The 25,596-nt window shown below is 40.8% G+C and carries 13 protein-coding genes; 6 read left to right on the top strand and 7 right to left on the bottom strand.

What is annotated here, in order from left to right; all coding sequences use genetic code 11:
- Positions 1-16: 16 nt before the first annotated feature.
- Both G7B18_RS06215 and G7B18_RS06210 read right to left on the bottom strand, forming a co-directional pair.
- On the bottom strand, positions 17-2,272 hold the full coding sequence (locus G7B18_RS06215; RefSeq protein WP_164122215.1) for a family 20 glycosylhydrolase: 2,256 nt from the start codon (positions 2,270-2,272) through the stop codon (positions 17-19).
- Positions 2,273-2,429: 157 nt separating this feature from the next.
- Entirely contained in the window at positions 2,430-4,205 is a 1,776-nt protein-coding gene (locus G7B18_RS06210) for an aminopeptidase P family protein (protein ID WP_164122214.1), read from the bottom strand.
- A gap of 76 nt (positions 4,206-4,281) precedes the next feature.
- On the opposite strand from G7B18_RS06210, the gene G7B18_RS06205 reads away from it, so the two are divergent.
- From G7B18_RS06205 to G7B18_RS06180, 6 genes are all read left to right on the top strand, one after another.
- Positions 4,282-4,524: a hypothetical protein gene (locus G7B18_RS06205; protein WP_164109043.1), complete on the top strand. Its 243-nt coding sequence runs from the start codon at positions 4,282-4,284 to the stop codon at positions 4,522-4,524.
- 292 nt (positions 4,525-4,816) lie between these two features.
- The gene (gene dacB / locus G7B18_RS06200) at positions 4,817-6,238 is read left to right on the top strand and encodes a D-alanyl-D-alanine carboxypeptidase/D-alanyl-D-alanine-endopeptidase (RefSeq protein WP_164109045.1); all 1,422 of its coding nucleotides are present in this window, start codon (positions 4,817-4,819) and stop codon (positions 6,236-6,238) included.
- Between the two features lie 171 nt (positions 6,239-6,409).
- On the top strand, positions 6,410-8,686 hold the full coding sequence (locus tag G7B18_RS06195) for an NADP-dependent malic enzyme (protein ID WP_164109047.1): 2,277 nt from the start codon (positions 6,410-6,412) through the stop codon (positions 8,684-8,686).
- Positions 8,687-8,775: 89 nt separating this feature from the next.
- The gene (ruvA, locus tag G7B18_RS06190) at positions 8,776-9,360 is read left to right on the top strand and encodes a Holliday junction branch migration protein RuvA (RefSeq protein WP_164109049.1); all 585 of its coding nucleotides are present in this window, start codon (positions 8,776-8,778) and stop codon (positions 9,358-9,360) included.
- 141 nt (positions 9,361-9,501) lie between these two features.
- Entirely contained in the window at positions 9,502-16,521 is a 7,020-nt protein-coding gene (gene sprA / locus G7B18_RS06185) for a cell surface protein SprA (RefSeq protein ID WP_240452783.1), read from the top strand.
- A 101-nt stretch (positions 16,522-16,622) separates the two neighbouring features.
- Positions 16,623-17,096 carry a GAF domain-containing protein gene (locus tag G7B18_RS06180; RefSeq protein WP_164109051.1) on the top strand — a complete coding sequence of 158 codons (474 nt, stop codon included), beginning with the start codon at positions 16,623-16,625 and terminating at the stop codon, positions 17,094-17,096.
- A gap of 43 nt (positions 17,097-17,139) precedes the next feature.
- Here G7B18_RS06180 and G7B18_RS06175 read toward each other — a convergent pair whose 3' ends face one another.
- The 5 genes from G7B18_RS06175 to G7B18_RS06155 all read right to left on the bottom strand — a co-directional run.
- Complete coding sequence (locus G7B18_RS06175; RefSeq protein WP_164109117.1) at positions 17,140-18,042, bottom strand: WD40 repeat domain-containing protein; 903 nt, start codon at positions 18,040-18,042, stop codon at positions 17,140-17,142.
- Between the two features lie 58 nt (positions 18,043-18,100).
- On the bottom strand, positions 18,101-19,753 hold the full coding sequence (locus tag G7B18_RS06170) for a tetratricopeptide repeat protein (RefSeq protein ID WP_164109053.1): 1,653 nt from the start codon (positions 19,751-19,753) through the stop codon (positions 18,101-18,103).
- Positions 19,754-19,902: 149 nt separating this feature from the next.
- Positions 19,903-21,846 carry an OmpA family protein gene (locus G7B18_RS06165; protein WP_164122213.1) on the bottom strand — a complete coding sequence of 648 codons (1,944 nt, stop codon included), beginning with the start codon at positions 21,844-21,846 and terminating at the stop codon, positions 19,903-19,905.
- An 11-nt stretch (positions 21,847-21,857) separates the two neighbouring features.
- Positions 21,858-22,877, bottom strand: coding sequence for a type IX secretion system membrane protein PorP/SprF (locus G7B18_RS06160; protein ID WP_164122212.1), 1,020 nt, complete (start codon positions 22,875-22,877; stop codon positions 21,858-21,860).
- 11 nt (positions 22,878-22,888) lie between these two features.
- The coding region (locus G7B18_RS06155; RefSeq protein WP_164122211.1) for a gliding motility-associated C-terminal domain-containing protein at positions 22,889-25,596 on the bottom strand (2,708 nt) is incomplete at its 5' end.

Here is a 25,596-nt window from a genome sequence, read left to right as displayed (position 1 = left end):
TTCGTTATGTTTAAATTTAGTAAACAGAAAGCTCATCTACAAACAACCAACTGTCATTCCCCGCACCAGGATAACCTGCGGGGATTTTACCGACATGTTGTACCTCCACACGTACAAATCGGGCTTGTTGCGCCGTGAAATTGAGCTTTATAGTACCGTTTGACGCATCGATACCTTCTTGTCCGATATTGGAGATTAAATCAAAGACCTTTCCATCATTAGAAACGTACACCTTTACTGCTTTGGGATAATGGATCCAACTCCCTTTTTGATCCACTGCGTTCAAAGCCACGGTCGTAAATGCAAGAGGAGCTCCCAAATCGATCGTCGCTACGAGATCTTGACCATTAAAACCTAACCAGTCTCTTTTAAAATAATTTTTATTACCGTAGACACCATCCACGAGACTACCGATTCCATTTGCCGGATAACTAGGACTCGCTGCGTGGCGCAGGTCGATCAATTTACCGGTTGATTTACTGACTAGAAACTCCTGGCTCAACAGTGGGCTTTTCATCTTTCCTTTCGAAAAACTGGCCGCATTGATCCGCATTGTTTTGTCTACAGGTATAGGGTTTTGGTACAGTAAGCTCTGATTCGTCGGAATAGAACCATCTACTGTATATCGAATCATGTCCTCTTTACGAACAGTCCCTAATTCAAAGTACATCTTTCCATCCCGAGGAACATTCTTGCCAGATACTTCAAAAATAGCTTTACTATAGTTTATACCCTTTTCTTCTAAGATAGCCATATGCGCGATCACACGTTTTTCAAAGGAGGGATAGGCTTTGGGTTGCGATGTCCCCCAACCGACCTCAGATAGGGCGAATAAACGTGGAAACAGCATATACTGCACGTGGTTGAAGTTTGTTATATATTCTGTCCACATATTTGCCTGTGGACCTAAGATATGTTTCGCTTCCTTTTGATTAAGTTCTGCAGGAATAGGATTGAAACTATATGCCTGATCTAATCGTATCTCGGCACTGAATGCTAAAGGTTCAGACTGTGGGTTTCCTTGATAATAGTCAAAATACATATGACTTACCGGAGTCATTATCGCATCATGCCCCGCTTTCGCAGCGTGGATAGCCCCCTCCATACCTGTCCAACTCATCACGGTAGCATCGGGAGCCAATCCTCCCTCTAGAATTTCATCCCAACCAATAATACGCTTACCTTTTTTATTGATATACTTTTCCATGCGTTTAATAAAGTAGGACTGTAATTCGGCTTCATCTTTCAGCCCTTCCTTCTTTATCAAAGCCTGGCAGTGTGGACAGGCTTTCCACCTTGTCTTTGGTGCTTCATCTCCTCCAATATGGATGTATTTATTTGGAAATAAAGTAATGACCTCATCTATTACATCTTCTAAAAGAGCAAAGGTTTCTTCTTTAGGACAAAAGATATCGTCCATCACACCCCAAGTCGTCCCTACCTCAAATGGCCCCCCTGTGCAGGATAATTCAGGATAAGCCGCCAAAGCAGCCTGCGCATGACCAGGCATTTCTATCTCCGGGATGACATCAATATGCAGTTTTGTCGCATAGGCAACCACATCTTTAATTTGATCTTGGGTATAAAAGCCCCCGTAGCGACCATCTTTAATTTTTTCTATCTCATAATCAGTCCCGGGCGTCATTTTACGGTAAGCACCGATTTCCGTCAGCTTCGGATGACTTTTAATCGTTATGCGCCAACCTTGATCATCTGTAAGATGCCAATGAAACGTATTAATTTTGTACCGGGAAAGATAGTCCAAATAATTCTTAACCTCTTTTGCTGTAAAAAAGTGTCGACAAACATCCAAATGCATACCCCGATAAGAAAACTTAGCGTAATCCTTTATTTCCAAATAAGGGAGGCTTCCCTTGGTTTTATTCTCTACGACAAGTTGCAAAAGAGTCTGAACGCCATAAAACGCTCCTCTGCCCGTAGCTGCGCTTATAGCGACGCCTTCTTTATCAATTCTAAGTTCATAATAATCGTATTTATCTGCTGACGGTTGCGCTATTTTTACAAAGCGTATATTTCCCTTCTTCGCAGTTAACACCTTTATATCCGGTCTACTAATCCGTAGCTGCTCCACAAGGTAAAGAGCTTCATGAGGAAAAACAGAATTATTGACACGCCACTCTTTATCGAAAGACAATCTACCATTTTCAGTTACCTGTAAATATTGCGGTCGAGGAATAAGATGTTCTTGTCCTTTGGTTGGAAATATAAAAGAAAACAGGATTACTATCAGCAAGAATTTATAATGTATCATGGCAATTCGTTTTAACAAAACTACTATTTCTAAATCGGAGTTTAAAATAGCAGTAAAACGTTATAGCATATTGATACAAAAAGAGCTATCATTATAGTATGACAGCTCTTTTTGTATTACTTTAAGCGAAGTAAACGACCGAAGATCGCCTCCCCAACTATATCGCGGTTGTTTTTTGTCTTAACCAAGTCGATTCGTCTTCATTTAACAATGGAGACAATTTTTCATAGACCCATTGGTTGTAATTATTAAGCCAATCAATATGGGTTTGATGGAGTAAACTTTTCTCAACCAGATCAGTGGCTATATAGCAGATGGTCAATGTCTCAAAATGCATAAAATCACCAAACTGTGAGCTTTCGTAATTTGACGTCAACACCAGGTTTTCAATACGTATTCCGTGTTTACCTTCGCGGTATAGGCCCGGCTCGATAGAAGTGATCATCCCCTCCTCCAAGGCAACGTCTACATTGGTCGGATTAAGCACCTGAGGCCCCTCATGCACATTCAAAAAGAATCCGATGCCATGTCCTGTACCATGTCCATAATTGCGCAAAGTCTCCCAGATGGGACGTCTTGTTATGGCATCGATCTGGTAGCCACGTGTACCTTGAGGGTAAATAGCCTGACTACCTTCTATTGTTCCTTTTAATACAATTGTATAGTCCTCCTTTTCCTCTTGCGTGATATTGCCCAGTGAAATAACCCGGGTTATATCTGTCGTCCCTGTACGGTATTGACCACCAGAGTCTACGAGCAATAATCCAGAAGATTTCAAAACATAGTTACTCGATGGTACAGCATGATAATGCGGTAAGGCTCCATGATCCAGATAACCAGCAATCGTATTAAAACTGATATCTACAAAACCTGGCTGCTCTGCCCTAAAACCTTGCAATTTTTCTGCAATCGAGATTTCGGAAAGTTCTTCCTTACCTAGGCTTTCTTCCAACCATTTGAAAAACCTCGTCATCGCTACACCATCATTCACCATTGTATCGCGCATATGCGCTATCTCTACCTTATTTTTCAAGGCCTTCAAACTTGTAGAAGGGTTAAGACGTTCTATAATTTTCACCCCGTTAGGAATGCTATCGTAAATAGTAAAACAAGTACGCTTAGGGTCGATGAGTATACTTTCTACCGAGAGACCTTTGACAAAATCGAAAGCTTTTATATAATCCTGTACCTGCACACCATATCCAGCTAGCTCTGTGACTGCTTCTGCGTCTAATTTTGACGTTTCAACAAACAAAATTGCGTCCTCTTTCGAAATATATGCAAACCCTAAAACCACAGGATTACACGGCACATCCTGTCCTCGCACATTGAGCAACCAGGCTAAATCATCCAGCGACGACACAAAATGTCCTTCTACACGGCACTTGTCTAACGCTTTCCGAACAGCGGTCAATTTTGATCCTGTGTCCTGTCCCGTAGTTGATGGATCTAACAGGTATGCTTTTACCTGAGGCAACGATGGTCTCCCTTCCCAAATAGGGCTTAACAGATCCACGTGACCATCGACGACCATTCCTCGAGGTTCTAATACATTTTTCACCGTTTGGGCCACCAACAAGGAGGCTAAATTGCCGTCAAACGCAATTTTAGTACCTGCTCCAAACCTTTGATCCAGCCACTCTACGTATTCAGCTGCATGCTGTACTTTCAATCGAACCAATTCAAAACCAGTTCCTGCCAACTGCTCCGTCGCCTGAACAAAATAACGGGCGTCCGTCCACAGTCCAGCGAAATCCTGGGTGATCATTAAGGTACCTGCAGAGCCGCTAAAGCCCGAGGTCCATTCAATACATTTGTAACGTTCTGGCAAGTATTCACTAATATGAGGATCCGAAGAAGGGATAATATAGGCATCAATACCTTGTTCCTTCATCAATCCACGAATTTTGGTTAATCTTTCTAAATGTGACATATTTTTTCAACTAAATATCTTTCGCAAGTTAGCGATTTCTACCTCTTTACAGAACTTTGGACTGGCATTTCTTTTTATGTTTTTATTAACACATGAACTCGATTCTTATTTTACTGACTATCAATACTACTTAAACATTTACACCCTTATGCAGGGTAGGCAATTACTTTTTCCGAAAAAAGTAATCAAAAACTCGCCGCTGTGCCGTATTGGCACTACGCTATTGCATCCTCCTGCTATAGCCAATCCGCTACTGCGTAAGCAGGCATCAAGGTCGAGTGCGCGCTTGTGTCGACTGATGCAACATTGGCGGCATTAGACTAAAATTTACAGCTTGGTGATGAATCGAGTTCAATTTAAAAGATGCACTATACAATCAAATCCCTCAATTCTCGCCTCCAAAGTTTTGCAAAATTGAAAGAATAGAAATCCGTTGTTGCAAAAATTTGAAGCGAGGAGATTTTTGCACACTTTTTTGCGGTAAAAAAGTATGAGCCCGTGCGGCTTGAGCACATAAAAGAAAATTTTAATTACATGCTCCCTACCAGTCCATATAGCTAAATAGGGCTACGAATATAATTTCTATATTTGTCAAAACTCAAATAATGATTATGAGCACTAAACACTATATCACTTTACTCTGTTCCTCTTTCCTATTTGTTACTATTACGCTAGCTCAATCGACACAGCAACACCTCCAGAAAGGATTCAACTCGTTCTTAGCCCAACCTAGTTTAACGAATGGTATAGCCAGTTTACATGTCATGGATAAAAGCACCGGAACTATACTGTTCGAGAAGAACAGTCAAATGGGGCTTCCTACAGCTTCGACTTTGAAAGTCATTACTTCAATAACAGGACTAGACCTATTGGGTCCGGAATATACGTACAAAACTAAATTATATTATACAGGCACAATAGACAGCATCGGTGTGCTTCATGGTGACATCGTAGTTCAAGGATCAGGAGACCCCACACTGGGTAGCGATCGTTTTGAGCAGACGAAAGAACAATTGCTATTGGATAAATGGATAACTGCTATTAAAAATGCAGGTATCACAGCTATTGATGGGCGTATCATCGGCGACGACAGGATGTATAACGGGAATGATGTTCCAGGGGGCTGGATATGGACTGATATAGGTAATTATTATGGAGCCGGTATATCTGCGCTTAATTGGCGGGAGAATAAAGTTGGAATTAACTTTCAAAGTGGCACCCCCAATAAACCTGCTCCAATTGTCCAAACAACAGCAGATCTTTCTTACTTGCAATTGGTAAACACGGTAAAAGTGGGCAGACCAGGCTCTGGTGATAATGTATACGCCTACTCGGCACCCTATTCTGAAAAAATATACTTAAAAGGCACCTACGGTCAAGATCTTAAAAAGACCATTGAAATTTCTGTCCCGGATCCTGCCTTCGATTTAGCATTTCAACTCACCAAGACGGCAAATATGGCGGGCATCCCCGTAGGTATGGAACCCACCACCGGTCAAAGACTAGTTGAACAAGACTCTATCTTTCCGCAGAAGACGGCTGAACTATCCACACATATCTCACCAAAACTAATTGATATGGTGTACTGGTTTAACCAAAAGAGTATTAACTTATACGGAGAAGCTATACTGAGAAGCATCGCCTACATCAGCGGAGGTAAAGTGACCACATCGGATGGAGCAAATTATCTACAAAAATTCTGGAAACAGAAGCTACAACTTAACAGCAGTGAGCTAGACATCATAGATGGATCTGGGCTTTCGCCGCAAAACAATGTTACGGCAGCTGCCATGAACAAAATCATGCAATATGCAACAAGTAGGCCTTGGTCAGATTCTTTTGTAAAAAGTCTCCCTATGTATAATGGAATGATGATGAAAAGCGGAACCATCAGCGGAACACTCGGCTATACCGGCTACCATAAAGCTAAAGATGGGAAAGAATATACGTTTACGCTATTGGTGTACAACTACGATGGTAGCGCGTCAAAAATGCGTCAAAGTATGTTTAATCTTTTAGATATCCTGAAATAATAGCATTAATATTGCATATATTGAGAAACAGAATAATACATTTCCTCCATTATTAAAAACATAAGATGGCCGACAAACTCCAAATTCATTCTACATTAAGACGCAATTGTATTGTGCATAAAGGTGATTTTATGTAGGTTTGTAGCCTTAAATTTGACACACAGATCTAAAATGAGTAATATCAACAAAAAGAAGGAAGCCCTAGATTATCATGCTATGGGTCGTCCGGGTAAAATTGCCGTTGTTCCGACAAAACCATACAATTCACAGCGTGACTTATCATTAGCCTATTCGCCAGGGGTAGCAGAACCTTGTTTAGCAATTGCTGAAAACCCAGAAGATGCTTACAAATATACTGCTAAAGGAAATCTAGTTGCCGTAATCAGTAATGGTACCGCTGTTCTCGGCTTGGGTGATATCGGTGCGCAAGCCGGTAAACCTGTAATGGAAGGCAAGGGTCTTCTTTTTAAGATATTTGCGGACATCGACGTATTCGATATTGAATTGGACACCAAAAATGTTGACGAATTTGTCCGTATTGTTAAAGCACTAGAACCAACTTTCGGGGGTATTAATCTGGAAGATATTAAAGCCCCTGAGTGTTTTGAAATCGAAAGGCGCTTAAAGGCAGAAATGAATATTCCAGTCATGCACGATGACCAGCATGGTACCGCAATTATTTCTGGCGCTGCACTAATCAATGCCTGTGAGCTTCAAGGTAAAGATATTGCTTCCGTTAAAATAGTAGTAAACGGTGCCGGTGCTGCGGCAATCTCCTGTACGGCAATGTATATCGCTGTAGGCGCAAGCAAGGCAAACATTGTGATGCTGGACAGTAAAGGTGTCATCCGTAGTGACCGGGAGCAGTTAGATCCCTCCAAAGCGGAATGGGCTACCGAACGTGACATACACACTCTTGCCGATGCGGTAAAAGATTCTGACGTATTTATTGGCCTATCAGCTGCAGACGTATTGACACCTGAAATGTTGCAATCTATGGCTGCAAAACCAATTGTATTGGCTATGGCCAATCCGAATCCAGAAATCGCCTATGACCTAGCGGTAGCAACGAGAGCTGATATTATAATGGGAACAGGCCGATCTGATTATCCGAATCAGGTCAACAATGTATTGGGATTCCCTTACATTTTTAGAGGAGCCTTGGATGTGAGAGCGACGGCTATTAATGAGGATATGAAGATCGCTGCCGTCCGCGCTATCGCTGAACTTGCTAAGGAAACGGTTCCGGAAGAAGTGAACCAAGCCTATAATACAAGCAACCTACGATTTGGCACAGACTATGTCATTCCTAAACCAACAGATCCTCGCTTGATTACTGAGGTATCGGTAGCTGTTGCTAAAGCAGCGATCGCTTCTGGAATAGCCCGTAAGACCATAGATAACTGGGAAACTTATAAAGAGGAACTTCGCAAACGTTTGGGTAAAGATGACGGTATAATGCGAAAAGTAACTTCAATTGCCAAAAATAATCCCAAAAGAGTCGTATTTGCTGAAGCAGATAACGCAAAAACACTTCGTGCCGCACAGATTGTAAAAGAAGAAGGCATAGCTATCCCTATCTTATTAGGAAACAAAGACCGTATCGCTAAGATGATTGACGATTATTCTTTTGATTTAAATAATGTCGCCATTATTGACCCTAAAGAAGAAGAAAATACGACACGTTTTGAAAAATATGCAGAACACCTTTACAAAAAGAGACAACGTAGAGGTCTCTCCAAGATGGACGCTATCAAATTAATGTCCAACCGCAATTACTTTGCCGCTAGTATGGTCGAGTTTGGAGATGCAGACACCTTAATTTCTGGATTAACGAGAAATTATGCGGCTACGATCAAACCTGCACTACATGTCATTGGAGCAAAAGAAGGTAGCCGTATTGTGGGAATGTATATGATGTTGACATCCAAGGGACCTTTATTTTTGGGAGATACCACAGTCAACACAGATCCAACTGCCGAAGAACTCGCAGACATCACTGTACTGATGGAGAAAGCGGTTCGGCGATTTAATGTTAAGCCAAGAATAGCAATGCTTTCTTACTCCAACTTCGGTTCGTCGGATGGCCCTACTCCAACCAAAGTACGTGAAGCCGTAAATATACTACATAAGAATCACCCCGACATTGTTGTGGATGGCGAATTACAAGCTAATTTTGCATTGAACAAGGAAATGTTGGAAAGCAATTTCCCTTTTAGCACATTGAAAGGTGAAAATGCCAATACCTTGATTTTCCCAACACTGGCATCTGGAAACATTGCTTACAAGCTTTTGCAAGAAGTAGGTGATGCAGAAGCAGTAGGCCCTATATTGCTAGGAATGAACAAGCCTATACATGTATTACAGTTAGACAGTTCCGTTCGTGAGATAGTAAACATGGTGACCATTGCAGTCGTTGACGCACAGGCCCATGAAAGTTTAAAATAAAGTTACAAAGGTGATAATGGTTACAAGGTTACAAGGTTATAAAAGAGGCCTTCATAACTTTATAACTTCTATAACTATAAAATAAAACCATGTACGATTATTTCAATGGTAAACTCATATTCAAAGCCCCTACCCATGTCATACTTGAGGTAGGGGGCATTGGGTACCATGTTCACATTTCCTTGACCACCTATTCTTTGATTAAAGACCAGGAAAGTTGTAAACTGTTTATTTCTTTTCAGGTTCGGGAAGATGCCCATACGCTCTTCGGCTTCGCTACAGAAGGCGAACGTCACCTTTTTAACCATCTGATCTCCGTTTCGGGCATAGGCCCTAACACAGCAAGAATGATGTTATCTTCTATTACCCCCGAAGAGATACAAGCTGCGATCATCAATGGACAAGTAGCGGTAATCCAAAAAATAAAGGGCATAGGTCCTAAGACTGCACAACGTGTTATCCTTGAATTACAAGATAAACTCAAGAAACAAGGTGACCATGCCTTGCTTCCTCTTCCCTTCGCTGTTCAGTCTATTCCAGAAGAGGCCCTTTCTGCTCTTGTTATGCTTGGTTTTCCGAAAGCTCAGGTCGAAAAAACACTGGCTGCTATCGTTAAAATTGAAGGTAGCTATACGGTTGAAGAGCTCATTAAAGCTGCGCTAAAAAAATTATAGAATCAGCAGTTGCGTCTACATTAATAGATTTTAACATTTTATCCATAAGAATATCTTTGAGACTTTTTGTTATTATTAATTAAAACATTGATATTTGCTTGAATTATAGCAATTATTAATTTTTTATTTAGCCAAATACTCTTGAAAAAGCTCAGGTCATTATTTACATCACTAATACTTGTTTGTGTACTGATAAACCTTGGCTATGCACAAGTTGTAACTCCGGTCACTAGCTTATCCATAAATGACTCTACGAGACTAAAATACCAGTTAAAGGACAACCCCTTTATCAAACTTCCCAAATCTTATCGACCTATTGCGTTAGATATTCCGGAAAATATCCAACGCGAAATTATCTTTGACCCAGAGACCAAACAGTACATCATCCGTGAAAAGTTAGGTTCAAAGATGTATCGACCACCACTTTACCTGACGATTGATGAGTTTAAAGATTATGAATTCAAGCGTCTGAAAAAGAATTATTGGGAAGAACTGGCAGGAAAGGAAATGGCCGAGGAACGTCGTCGCCGACTCTTCCCTGTAATCGAAATCAACAGTCCTACATTCGAAAAGATTTTTGGTGGTAATACCATAGACATCAATCCTCGAGGAAGCGTTGAAGTTGGTATCATGGCGCAGTACAATACCAACGAAAACCCTATGTTTAATGAGCGTCAACGCAAACAATGGGGAATGGATTTTGACCAAAACATGAATTTAAACCTTGTTGGTAATATTGGAGAACGTGTCAAAGTCAATGCAAACTTCAACTCTAGAGCTCAATTTGGCTTTGAAAACCAGATCAGATTTGACTACGTTGCAGGGGATGATGATATTATCCGTCGACTGGAGATAGGTAATGTTAATATGGCTCTTAACTCTACCTTAATTCAAGGAGCAGAGTCATTATTCGGTATCAAAACACAACTACAATTCGGCAAATTGGCCGTTACAGGTCTACTCTCGCAGCAACGTTCCAACAAAAAAGAGATTACGCTTTCTAATGGTAGTCGAGAAAGTGAAATGGTACTGGAAATGAGCAACTATGAGGCCAATCAGCACTATTTCTTAGGTCAATACTTTAGAGAGACTTACAACCAATCATTAGCATTGGCACCAATCATCAATACGCCGGTAAACATTACACAGGTTGAGGTATGGGTCAATAACCGCTCAAACTCCTACGAAGAGTCCCGAGATATTATGGCGCTCATGGACTTAGGGGAGCATACACCGTACAACAATATCATCAATAGCGTATCTCCTTCAAAATTACCTTCCACAGGTATACCTGGCGCTTTGTCCCCCGATATATCCAACGACTTATTAACACAACTTGGAGAGCCTGGGCGTGAGTCCACTGGCAATGTCGTACAGAGTTTTTTTGCAGGAAGTGGTGCTAATGATAATTATGCGAAACTAACCTACGCACGCAAACTCGTCGAAGGAAGAGACTTTACCGTCAACAGGCGCTTAGGTTATGTTTCTTTGGTCTACCCCTTAGGACAAGATCAGGTGCTTGCTGTAGCTTATCGGTATATGGCCAATGGAAAAGAGTATCAGGTCGGTGAGTTCAGTACGGATATACCGGTATCGCCATCGGCGCCAAAAATGCTGTATACCAAACTATTGAAGAATGAAACCCTAAAAACAAACCTTCCTATTTGGGGCTTGATGATGAAGAATATCTATTCGCTCAATGCAACAAATATATCCGAACAAAATCTATTCTTACAGATTTACCGCACGGAAACAGAAACTGGTGCCGAGCGACCTTCTATGTACGAGGGGAGCAAAACAGCAGATAAAACCTGGTTACAACTCACGGCTTTAGATCGTATTACACAGAATCAGGCCGCCGGTTCAGATGGATTGTTTGATTTTTTACCCGATGTCACCATAGAACCTGTACGAGGAAAGCTGATCTTTCCAGTTGTCGAACCTTTTGGTAAAGATCTAGCCAATCAATTTGCTGCGGGAGAAAATGATCTCATTGAAAAGTATACTTATCCCGAGCTGTATACACATACTAAGGTAGATGCAGAACAAAAGTTCCCAAATAAAAACAGGTATAAATTAAAAGGCAAATATCAATCCGGCTCAGGAACAGAATACCAATTGAATGTGATGAACCTAAGGCCAGGCCAACTCCGTGTCATGTCGGGCGGAGCTATTCTTACCGAAGGAACCGACTATATGGTTGACTATCAGATCGGAACCTTACGTATACTGAATCAGGCACTTGTCCTCTCCGGACAACCGATAACAGTATCAGTCGAAGATGAGACTTTATTTGGCTTACAACAAAAAACACTGATGGGAGGTCGCTTGGACTATACTTTCAATAAAAATCTGATGGTCGGAGCCACCATTATGAATCTGACAGAAAAACCCATATCGGAGAAAGTATTCATCGGCGAAGAACCCATATCAAACACCATGTTAGGCGCCGATATTACGTACAATGCGCCTTCACGCTGGTTGACCCGCATGGTAGACAAATTGCCTTTCCTGAGTACAAAAGAAGAATCTCACATTAGCTTTTATGGCGAATTTGCACATCTCAAGCCAGGACATCCTAAGGGGCTAAACACAGCCAACGGAAACACAGGAACGACCTATATTGATAATTTTGAAAACAACTTTTCTTATATAGATATCAAAGGACAATTGGGCTGGCAGATTTCTGGAACTCCTCGAATGTTCGCTGAATCCAATTTAACCAATGATCTTGCCTACGGTTATAACAGGGCGCAATTGGCATTCTACAATATTGATCCTATTTTCTATCAGTCGTCAAGTCTCAATCCTCGCGTAAATGACCGCTTCCTACTGGATCACCGGACACGAAAAGTCACAGAAAAGGAAGTTTTCCCCTACAAGGAGATTAAAACTGGAGGCGATGCATTTTTACCAACATTGGACCTCGCATACTATCCGATGGTACGCGGACAATTTAACTATACTACCACTGGAATAGCGGCCGACGGAAAACTATTAAATCCACAAAACCGCTGGGGCGGTATGTTCCGAAAAATTGACCAAACAGATTTCGAGGCGCAGAATATCGAGTTTTTGGAAATGTGGATGATGGATCCGACCCTGACCAACCCGAATAAAAATGGTGGAGATATCTATATTAACCTGGGAAATGTTTCAGAAGATATTCTTAAAGACGGTAGAAAGTCTTTAGAAAATGGACTTTCTCCTACAGGAGACAAGACCTTAGTGGACCAAACAGTTTGGGGCCATGTGGTACGCAATCAACCTGTTGTGCAAGCTTTTGAAAATTCGGATGCCAGCAGACTTTTACAAGATGTTGGTCTTGATGGTCTTACTAACGACGAAGAGCGTTCTTTCCACGCTAACTTTTTAAACCAGATGCAGGGCATACTGGATCCTCAGGCTTTTGCCAAGCTTCAAGGAGACCCTTCCTCAGATGACTATACCTATTTTAGAGGAAATCATTTTGATCAAAATGTAGGCATTTTAGAACGCTACCAACTTTACAATGGCACACAGGGAAATACGCGTACAAACAATCAATCTTTGGCTGATTACGGTGTAGAAACTTCTGCTAGCACATTACTTCCTGATGGTGAGGATGTCAATCGCGACAACACGATGAATGAAATTGATGAATACTATCAGTATAAGCTTTCGCTACGCCCTCAGGATATGGTGGTTGGAAAGAACTTCATTGTTGACGAACAAACATCTAAAGTCCGTGTGCTCGATAAGAACCTTGACGTTAAATGGTACAAGCTACGTATTCCTTTAAATGAGTTTGAAAGCCGAGAAGGTAATATTCAAGACTTCAAATCAATACGTTTTATCCGTTTATTCATGACCAATTTTACAGATACATCGGTTGTTCGATTTGGAAGAATGCAGTTTGTCCGGGGTGATTGGAGAAAATATAACGCAGAAAATATAGCGTCCAAAGTTATCGCTGACTACAGCATGGGAGTGGTTGCCTCAGACAATTCTACATTCAACGTAGCCAATATTAGTATTGAAGAAAATGGTAAACGTGAGCCCATCCCTTACGTAGTCCCTCCCGGCATCAACAGACAGGTCGATATCTCGAACAACAATCTAGACATACAATTGAATGAACAGTCCATGAGCCTGGATGTAAAACAGCTTCGGGATGGCTATGGTAGAGCAACATTCAAAACAGCTTCGCATGATTTTAGGCCTTATGGACGCCTCGAAATGTTTATACATGCCGAGGGAGAAAATTTAAATAATGGTGATTTTAGGGCATTTATACGGTTAGGAACCGACGATAAGTACAATTACTACGAATATGATATGCCACTGAGCATCACGACTCCTGGAACAAGCTCTCCAGATCTAATCTGGCCTGAGGAAAACAGGATGAATATTCAGATCAAATTGTTTCAAGAAGCCAAGATTGCCCGGGATAATGCCAAACTGAATGGACAGCCTTGGCCCCTGGACGTACCTTATGAGCATTCGGATGGTAAAAATAGAATTCTAATTATAGGAACACCAGACATCTCGAAAGTCCGTTTTTATATGGTCGGCGTACGTAACCCTCTACGTGGTACTTCCACCAGTACGCCTATGGATGATGGAAGAGATTTAGCTGGCGAGTTCTGGTTTAATGAACTACGTCTGACCGATTTTGACGATAAAGGGGGATGGGCTGCCACGGCACGTCTTAACTTAAAGCTAGCAGATTTTGCTAACGTATCCGTAACCGGCACAAAATCAACCATAGGGTTCGGATCAATTTCCCAAAGAGTCGGCGAAAGAAATCGTTCGGACAATTTCTTTTTTGATATTACGACAAATGCGGAACTCGGAAAATTCTTCCATCCAAGACATGGTGTCATTATCCCGTTCTATTTCAACTACTCCAATCAAACGGCAACACCGGAGTTTAATCCACTTAGTCCGGATATCGAATTAAATAGTGCCCTAGCGACGTTATCCAACAACAGAAGAGATTCCTTGCTTCGCTTAGTCCAAGATTACACCACCCGTAAAGGTTTCAGTTTTACAAACGTTCGCAAGATCAGAACGGACAACGAAAGCGCTATTCGTCCTTGGGATATCGAGAACTTTGGACTTTCATATGCATTTAGCGAGTATTATCATAGAGACTTCAATACGGCATCTAACTTACAACGCAATTATCGTGGTGCTTTAGATTACACATTTAGTAATCCAACGACTCATTTTTACGAACCTTTTAAACACCTTAAATCGAAGAATCTAGGGTTGATCCGCGACTTGAATTTCAACCTGATGCCTTCTCTGTTAAATTTCAGGATGGAAGTCAACCGTATTTATAACGAGAATACCCTTCGTGACAACTCTTCAAACAACGTGTTGCCGACCTATTACAACAAGAATTTTAACATGAGCCGAATATATGGAATCAGCTGGGATTTAACAAAGTCGCTGCGTTTAGATTTCAACGCGACTAATTATTCCATTATCGACGAACCAAACGGTAGAATTGACGGCGCAAAACGAGATACGTTATGGTCTAATTTCTGGAAAATGGGCCGTACGACCGATTACAATCACATGATGAATGTGACCTATTCACTGCCTATCAATAAGATTCCTTACCTAGAATGGGTGAATGCTACGGCTCGGTATGGTACACAGTTCAATTGGCAGAGTGAACCTCTTTTAAGTCTCCAAAATGAAAATATTAATTTAGGCAACAGCATCCAAAATAACAGAACTATTCAGATCAATCCAACATTGAACTTAAGTGCTCTTTACAGCAAATTTAGGTTTATCCGTCAAAACTCGGGGCGCGATAGCAAAGGAGCTGTACCATTCTTTGTACAGTTATTAACCTCTATCCGAAATGTAAATGGAGCTTATACCAAAACAGAAGGTACTTATCTACCTGGATATACGCCTACGACAAATGTTTTAGGTTTTGATTTTGATACAAATGCACCGGGTTGGGGATTCTTATTTGGTGGTCAAGGAGATATTCTAACCAAAGCGGCACGCAACGGCTGGCTCTCCGCTGACACCCTACAGACCAACATGTATACCAAGACTTTTGCAGAAAACATCTCTGTTGTGGCCAATTTAGAGCCTATAAAAGGCCTACGGGTAGACCTGACAATGTCACGCATAGACAATTATAATTATACAGCTGCCATGCAGTTTAATGCGACAACAGGTCTATTAGAGAGTGTGTCGCCCTATGTCACCGGAAACTATACGGTATCGCAGATTTCTATACGTACTTCTTTCAAAAATAGCGATGATTTGTTTAAAAAATTCGAAGAGAATCGACTCGCGATATCGCAACGTTTGGGAGAAAAGAATATTAATTCCGTAGGGCAGTCTGCTGATTTCTATGCGGACGGCTACGGTAAGACCCAACAGGATGTTGTCGTAAATGCTTTCTTAGCGACCTATCTCGGCAAAGACGCGAACGCAGCAGAACAGGGTATTAAACCTAAATTTCCCCTTCCTAATTGGCGGATATCATTCAACGGATTAGTTGGTATTTTAGGTATACAAGACTTTATCAGTTCAATAAACATCAACCATGCTTATCAATCGCAGTATATCATCGGTGGTTATACATCAACTGCACGATATGAAGAGGCCGACGGCATGCCTTATTCAAGGGATGCAAACCAGAATTTTTTACCTCAGAGCCAATACGGTCAAATATCTATTATTGATAGATTTGTCCCGCTAATAGGTGTAGATATGCGCTTTGCAAATAGTCTATCTGTAAATTCGGAGTACCGTAAATCACGGGATATGAATATGAGTTTACAAAATAGTCAGCTCGCTATGATGACGGATCAATCTTTTATCGTAGGTATGGGCTATAGAAAGAACAATGTCCGCCTTCCTTTCGGAATTTTTGAGGATCGCAAATGGGTAAATGACATGAATTTTAGGGTTGATTTTGCTTTGAATGATAGGAAAACTACCGTGTACCGTTCGGATATTAATCAAGCGGAAGTCTCAGGAGGAAATAAGAGTTTGACGATAAACCCTTCGCTAGATTACACCGTCAATCAATTCTATAATATCCGTCTATTCTATAATTCAAATGCAGTACGTCCATATACATCTCAAAACTACGCTACATCGTATACGTATTTCGGGATAAATGTTCGTATTCAATTTCAATAAGGCAGGTTACGAAGTTATATAGTTTATAACGGAACTATGTAACTTTATAACCTATATAACTTCGTAACGTAACTTTATAACCTCATAACTTAAAATAATAAATGGCTGAAGATCTTAAAATAAACGACGGAAATAAAGAGGAACAGTACAAAAGTTTAATACCTCAGATTAAAGCGCTGCTTACAGGAGAACCAGATTATATTGCCAATCTGGCAAATGTTACTGCCGCCCTAAAAGAGCAATTTAATTTTTTTTGGGTTGGTTTTTATATTGTAAAAGACGGAGAGTTGGTTTTAGGCCCCTTCCAAGGTCCTGTTGCCTGTACGAGAATAGCCTACAACAAAGGTGTCTGTGGAACGGCTTGGGCACAAAAGGAGACCTTAATAGTCCCTAATGTAGAAGAATTTCCAGGACACATTGCCTGTAGTTCACTATCTCAATCGGAAATAGTGCTACCTCTTATAGCGAACAATGAAGTTGTAGCTGTACTGGATGTAGACAGCGATCAATTGGACGCATTTGATGAAATAGACGAAAAGTATTTAAAAGAGATCGTTGATCTTGTTATCCTGTGATCGAGTTATCAAGTTATACTGTTAACATGATAACCAGTTAGTTCTAACTTGATAACTCCACTGACCAAACTTTGATCTGCTTATCGTCTCCTGCTGTACAGAGCAGATGCAGATCCTTATCATAAGCCACACTATTGATAGACAACTGGTGCGAATCAATTCCTTTATCTCTAGAGACATTCTTTAGCAAACGAAAACTGTGGTCCCATAGTTTGATGGTCTTATCCCTACTCACTGTCACCAACTGATCGGAGACGTCACATATTCCATAAACTGTAAAAAAATGAGGTGTTACTTCTGCTTGTTTCTCTAACGATGGGAGACTAAATTTATACATACGGGCATCACGCCCCGCCGTATATAAATACTCCTTATGAAACAACATACTCGATATACCCATTTCGTGTTTAGCGGATTGCGTGATTAAATGAAAATCGTCTGCGGCATGAATATATACAACACCTTGCTTATCGCCAAAAGCGATATTTTTTTGATCTTCCGACACAGCTATTGTACGAACGCGGTCTTTTGATACCTGAAAAGTATAAAGTAGTTGAAAGCCTTCCAAACTCCAAACGTAGGCCTTCCCTTCTTCACCGACAGCAATTATCTCATTCTTAGAAGACAATACCTGAATACTAAAAACAGCTCCTTTATCTACTTTTAGTTTCGCTATTAACTGGGGTTCGGTACGTTGAATAATAAAGACCTCTCCATTACGCATACCAGCTGCCATCCAATCTGTACCAGGGATAAGTTTCAAACAATACACTGATGATGGGACAGCACATAACAGCCGCTTGAATTGTTGGGATACCAGGTCCCATTCTACAATTCCTTTGTCATTTCCAGCGGAATATAATAAGTGTCGTGCTGTATCTACTTCTAAAGTATAGATCGGATTTTGGTGTCCCGTTAAAGTGCCCTGCAAACTAATTTCTGTCATATCTAATAAACGTAATAGCTAACAGACGAAATTAGGCAAATATCATGGAGAGACAAAGTTAGTTGTAAACAATATGATCGTTAAGTTTCTTTTTTAACCGCTGCTTAGCTTTTTTAATTCCATCCAAGGAAACGGATAGTCTATCCGCCAACTCCTTATTGGAGAGTCCTAGGTTAGTAAGAGCTAACAAACGTAAATCGGAATCCGTAAGTTCCGGATACTTGTGTATCAAATCACTAAAGAAGCAAGGAAAGTTATTGTTATAGGCAAATTTGAATTTTTCCCAATTACGATTATTCATTAAGTTCCCGTCCATCAGCTGCCGTAGTTCTAAGCTGATCTGAACAGTCTTGTGTGATTCTTCAACGTGAAATCGCTTATCACTCAATATGACCATCGGACAATATTCTTCTTCTTCCTCTTTTCCTCTTTCGATAACCATCTCTCCATTCTTACCGTTACGTTTTGCTTTTTTATACGTTAAAACAAAAAGAAAAGATAACGCCCCGATTAAAGTTACGATCAATAATAAATTTAACTTTTTATACTGTCTGGATTCATAATAGAATTGATCATAATTTGATTTCTCTTCTTCGAGCTTTGCCATCTCAATAGACGCGTTACTATTCAATGTGGAGAGTAGTCGATTATATTTTGTTGCTTCTTTTAATGTATTTAACTGTCCCTCATCGATGGCAAGCGTATCGAGTAGCCTTGCTTTAAGGTCATATGCCTCCACCAAAGCCTGGTAACGAATTGGCTTTTTCTCCATCTTGGCGATAAATATATCGATATTTTTCAACGCGCTCTCAAAGTCGCGTTGCTGGAACTGCAGTTCGGCCATTTTCTTCAATGATCCTAAAGCTGATATAAGATCCCCTGAAGGCTGTGAATTATACTTATAATCAAGATCAAAATACTGGATTGCTTTTCCGATATCTTTTTTCTTAACATAGGTGTTTCCAATATTTCCATAGGCTATCCCCATCCAAGCGGAATCTAATACCGCATTTGATTTTTCTAAGACTTTCCTAAAATAAGCTATAGCCTCCTCGGTTTTTTCCGTGTAAAGCGCAATCAGACCTAAGGTATTGATGGCATCGAACAGCTCACGAGGCGTCAGTTTAGTGTTGTATGTAAGCACTTTACGAAGCAACTGTGATGCCATTTCATAGTCTTTAATATCATAGAAATAGCGGGCTAGTGTGAGATAATATTGCCAAACCTGAGCTACATTACTCTCACCTACTTTATCCAATGTAAAGAGTGCTTGTCTAAAATAACGATACGCATCTGCATACTTCGCATAGGTGTAATAATAATTTCCGAAGCTAAAATTTTGTCGGAACAGTTGTTGGTCTAAGGAGTTCTCCTTCGCATATTGAATAGCCTTCTCGTGATTCATTGTCGCTAGACTATTCACTCTATCATAGCGTAGAGAAAAATAGTTAGCTAATGTCTCGTAGTATATACTAGTGAGATTTTTATCGTCCTTCTCCTTTGCCAGCTTGTATATATATTCAATATTTTTTAATGCAGAATCTGCTTCATGGATATCAAAATCTAGAATTAGGATTGTAAAGGCTTTGCAAGCAGCAAATTCACTCTTTACTCCACGTAATTCTTCATAAGGATTATTTCCTCCTTTTGCGTCTTTACAAAAGATAGTAAGCAAGAATGCTGTAATCCAAAAAGAATATAACCTTTTCACTTTAGTCTGGCAATTGATTTACAAGACAAAGAAATCAAAGGAAAATGACATGAGCAAAAGTAGCTTCTTATTTGTAGAACAATCGCTACAAAAGAAGCTACTTTTGTGAAATATACCCAAAAATGGGTATGCTATATATCCTAAATGGGTTAGTAAGACAGCACTTCTACTTCTGTTCTTCTGTTTGCTTGATGCTCTGCTGCAGAACATTTCACTCCATCTGCACAGCGATTTACTAAACGGCGTTCGCCATACCCTTTTGCAACAAGACGATCTCGTTCTATACCCCTAGATATAATATAGTTAACGGCACTCTCGGCTCGTCTTTGAGAAAGCAAATCGTTATAACGATGACTACCTCTACTGTCCGTATGACTGGATAACTCAATCCTTAATGTTGGATTGTCTCTCAAAGTCCGCACCAATTGATCCAGTACTATCGCTGCATCTTTACGTATATTATGTTTATCAAAATCATAATATATATCCTCCAATACAAACTTATGACCGACGTCCATTATAGGTTCTAAAAATAAGGAAACCTGATAAACAGTATCTCTAGTCGGTATATTAGTCATCAAACTAACTGAATCTGCATGATAACCAGATCGCTCACCCAAAATTTTATACCTCGTGTTTTTATCAGCATCAAATGTAAATTCCGCTTTCTGACCACTGTTCGTTTTAGCGATCATTTGTCTCTTATCGGAATATAACGTGACATTGGTCTCTGCTAAGAGTTCACGGGATTTTTTGTTAAACGTTTTTCCTTGAATCAGGATTTTAAATACGGGCTTTTTCGCAGCATAGTGATAAATATCATCGCCACCTACAGACCCTCTCCTATTGGAAGAAAGAAATCCTTTCCGTGCCTCTCCATTATCTTCTTTCACAAAATATGCAAAATCATCAGAGGCGCTATTGACCGGGAATCCCATATTTTTCACTTGGGTTATTTTATTACCCAATATAGCAGCCTCGAATATATCTAGCCCTCCCATTCCCGGTTTACCATTACTGGAATAATAGAGTTTATTGCCAAATACCATTGGAAACATTTCATCATACTTCGAATTCACCTCTGTTCCTGCATTCACAGGTGTACTCCAAGTGCCGTCAGTTTGTTGGTTACAATACCAAATATCCACACCTCCTACTCCACCCGGCATATCGGAAGCGAAATAAAGTCTCCTTTCATCATCACTCCAAGCTGCATGCCCTACAGAATATTCCTTGACGTTATTAAAAGGAAAGGCTGTTTCTTTCCAAGTATCTCCTTGTTTCTCGTACAGCATTAACTCTAATACAGAACGTGCCCATTTTTTTCCATCATTGCGGTATTTCTGAACGTCTTTCCCTGGATATGTGCGTGTTACATACAACTTATCGCCCAATTTATTAGCGGCAACAGGTCCTACATGATATTTCGCTTCGTTGATACTTGCATCCCCCAACATAGTCCCTTTTCCAGACGCATTGATATCTCTTGAAAAAAGTCGCAGAAAAGATTCTCCCGTCATTCCAGACTTTGCCACAGACGCATCGGATGACTCTCCCGCATACAGCAAAGAGGTCGGTGTAGCGATCATCGAGAATTCGGAAAGCGATGTGTTTACATCGTTAAACCCTAAGATATCCACCTTATTTGGTTTAGCGATCCAACGAGCAGCAGAATCGGCTCCTTGTACAGCTAACTTCACAAAATCATCGTCGCCTTGCTCCTCCAAATATCTTTTATACATGGCTTTAGCTTCTACATATTTTCCATTTTGCTTTAGTACGTTGGCGTAGCCTATCAAAGACTGCTTGTTGTAATCAGATCTTTGTACGACACGCGCGTACCAATTTTCGGCAAGATCATAATTATTAATCTCCGAATAGCTCTCCGCCAAACGCTCTAAATTTTTCGTTTTTACTTTTTTAGACTCGCTCAATTTCGCATACAATTGAGCGGCATTATAATATTCGTATTTTTCAAAAAGCAAATCTGCCTTGGCCTGCAAACTGAGCTGTTCTTGTGCGCAAACGGTAGTCGTGAGGACTAACAAGCCCCAAACGAAATAATGACCTAAAAATATATGTTTAAATTTCATTTCAGTACGTTTTAAAAGAACCTTGGACTTAATATCTGTTTCAGCGCACGATCGAATGTTATACCTAATGTCACTTCGTGCGTCCCACTCTGTAAACCGCTCATCCTATTGAGCATAGCATCGTATGAGTATCCGATCCGAAAACGGGGCGTTGCATAGAACTGTACGATACCTTGTACGGAATTCAGCGAACTTAGCTTCATGGGAGAATTGTCATAATAGTCGCGCTTAAATATTCTAGACCGCGTACGATACCCCCCTCCGATCCAGAATTTATTATTAAAGATCAGCATCACGTTGGCGTCAAGCGAAGTGGGACCTTTGAAATCATCCTTTAACAAGATGCTTGGCCGCACGTGTAATCCCTCTTCCAAAGAGATCAATCCCCCGGCTATCATATAAAGGCTAATGTTTTTATAAAGACTTTCCAACGAATTCGAATTGAACACAAAGTCCTCATTATCTACTGAATTGGAAAACAGATCATGTACGGCTACTCCAGCATACAGCTTAGGTGTCGCATAGTATACCCCCAATCTAACATCAGGTACCCAAGTTGAGATCTTGCCATCAGGAATTACACGATCCCCTCCGGTTACGGGATCCAACTTCGCTCCATCCAGGCCATACTGCGTTACCCCAGCAGCTATCCCTAAGCTAAGACGCTTGGTATCTTCTGGATCAAGCTGTAGCCGCAATGCGTAGTTGGCATAAATAGAAGTCGCCGATTGTGCTCCTAATGCATCTGCTGTGACCTGTAATCCCACCCCATGCCTTTTATTGATAGGATCCAAGACCCCATCAATAGAAATAGTACCTGTCTTTGGTGCTCCGGACCAACCTGTCCATTGGCTCCTTAGACCAACTTGTGCAAACCATTCCTCTTTGTACCCCGCATAAGCAGGATTGACACTCAGCGAGTTGAAAATATACTGTGTAAACTGTATGTTCTGCTGCGCTTGTGATGTTAAAAAACAGGTTACGCCCGTCAGTAACAACACCAATCTGTTCTTTATATTATTCTTGTTCATGACCTTATACTTTAGCGTGTTTTGATCAGTACATGACCTTTATATATATCTTCTTTCGTGCCTTTAATCGTCTTAATGATATAGAAGTACGTTCCTTCATTTAGGCCGTGTCCACTCCATTCATTTCGATAGTTATCATTTCGATACACTTCATTACCCCAGCGGTTCAAAATAGTAACCTCGGTACGGTCAAAGGCTTCGATACCTACGATTTCGAAGGTGTCGTTTACCTCATCCCCATTAGGTGTGTATACATTAGGAATGAAAAGCGGCATTGGTACAACAGTCACTGTTCTTTCGGCACTTCCGCTCACTGTTCCACCTTTGAGATCTGTAGCTGTAGCCGTAACTACATTGACAATCTTACCGTTATCAAAGTCGCTGCGTACAACGGTATAACTGGTTCTGCTTTTTTTCTCCTGATTGAAAGATACTGTTTCACCAATTCCTAGTGTTGCGATAGTCTCATTCAGCCCTGTCAATGGATCACGTACCTGAACATTCTTAAGCTCATACTGCCCTTTGTTCGCCACAGTGATGCTGTAGTTAATGACTTCACCGACCTTCTGCACTTCTGTCTTATCAGCTACCTTAGCTACCTCAAGAACACTATTGAAGAGCACCGGAATCACCACTTCATTTGAAAGTTTCTCTATCACACCGGTTGTTGGATTAAACGATCTGAACGCGACTGCACCAGCTACCGTTCCTTTCACTTGCGCTGTATTTTTAATCTCTCCCCGAATAATATCGGCCAATACGGAAACATAGGTAAGTTCGAATTTCTTGGTTTCTCCAACAGCTAGATTTCCTGCATTACCTGTAAAGTTCGGGAACATAGGGTCGGTAACGACTACATTCACCAGATCTACAGATCCCGTATTTTTCACTTCAATGATATACTCTACCTCTTCTCCTAAGAATGTAACCACACTCTTGTCCGCACTCTTCACAATATCAATTTCAGGAATAAAAGTAATTTTCGTCGAAACATCATCCGTAACCCTTTCTCTTGTTTTCAAGGTTGCTGAGGCAATATTATCTAAAGAAGCTGTATTATCTGACAAAGCTTTCAGTAGATCAGCATATTTGACAACGTAAGTCAATGAATACGTTTTAACCTCACCCACTTTCAGATTAACTACTTCATGGAAGCCTAACATTAAATCCTCTACTGTGACTTCCTCTAGATCCGTATTCCCCGTATTTGTCACTTTGATAGTATAGATCAGTTCCTCTCCAACTTTAGAGATAGTCTCTTTATTTACTTTTTTATCAATAGCCACTTTCCCTAACTGACAGATGCTTATTACCACCTCGTTGGATGAAATACCCACAACTCCTTCCGTGGTTCCTGTCACTGCTCCACTAGGTGCTGTACCTTTTACGGATGCGGTATTACGGATCGAACCGACATTGATATCGTTTTGATCGACTACGTATTCTGCTGTAAATATACGTGTTGCTCCTGGAGCCAGATTACCGCTTTCTGTAGATGTAATTGCACCTATTCTCGGTAAGGCATCTGTCACTGTTACGTTGCTCAAAGACACATTGCCCGTATTCTTAACAACGAATGTATAAGTTATTTTGTCGCCTATTTTCAGCCCGTAACAGTCGCTACTTGTTGGCAAGTTATGACTTTTCACAATGCTTATACCTGTATTTTGCTGAATCGTAGTCGTTGCATCATCAGATACAGGAGACTCCAATTCTGATGCATTAAACACAAATGTGTTAACAATATTTTTACCATTATCAATAGTAGACTGTGTCACAATGTAACTAACCGTATAGATCCATTTTTCTCCTACGGAAAGAACACCGTCTGATTCTGAATCACCCGTCCGAACAAGTGAACCTGAAAGAATTGTCGAATTATCACCTTGAACAACCTCATCTACCACACTTGTGCCACTAAGATTCACATTACCTTTGTTTTCAACTGTAATTGTATAATTAAGTGTTCCAGGGGCAGTGATACTGTTTTGATCCACTACCTTTTCAACAACAACGGATCGATTCTGTACCGCAGTAACCGTAGCGCTGGCATCCTTGCTGGCCGTACCGTGCGTAGCGCTGGCCGTGTTCACGAACGAGCCCGCGTTAAGGTCTGCCTGTAAGATACTGTATGTCGGATTGTACGTTACCGCATTCGCAGCACCTGGAGCTAGACTTGTAATGGTCTCGTTAAGGCCTACCTTCGCATCGACAACCGAAACATTGTTCAACGTAACGTTACCCGTATTCGTAACCGTGATCGTATACGTGATCACATCACCAACGGCATCGTAAGTTGCAACATCAGCTGTTTTAGTAATCGTAAAGTCAGGTGACTGTACAGCCGTAACTGTAGCACTCGCTTCATGGCTCACACTGTTATGTGTAGCAGTAGCGGTGTTAACAAATGATCCGGCGTTAAGGTCTGCCTGTAAGATACTGTATGTCGGATTGTACGTTACCGCATTCGCAGCACCTGGAGCTAGACTTGTAATGGTCTCGTTAAGGCCTACCTTCGCATCGACAACCGAAACATTGTTCAACGTAACGTTACCCGTATTCGTAACCGTGATCGTATACGTGATCACATCGCCAACGGCATCGTAGGTAGACACATCAGCTGTTTTAGTAATCGTAAAGTCAGGTGACTGTACAGCCGTAACTGTAGCACTCGCTTCATGGCTCACACTGTTATGTGTAGCAGTAGCGGTGTTAACAA

Origin of the sequence: Sphingobacterium sp. xlx-130, assembly GCF_011007405.1 — a bacterium.
Classification (GTDB): Bacteria; Bacteroidota; Bacteroidia; order Sphingobacteriales; family Sphingobacteriaceae; genus Sphingobacterium; species Sphingobacterium luzhongxinii.
The sequence above is the reverse complement of the archived record's forward strand: the minus strand, read 5'-3'. Positions and strand labels throughout refer to the sequence as shown.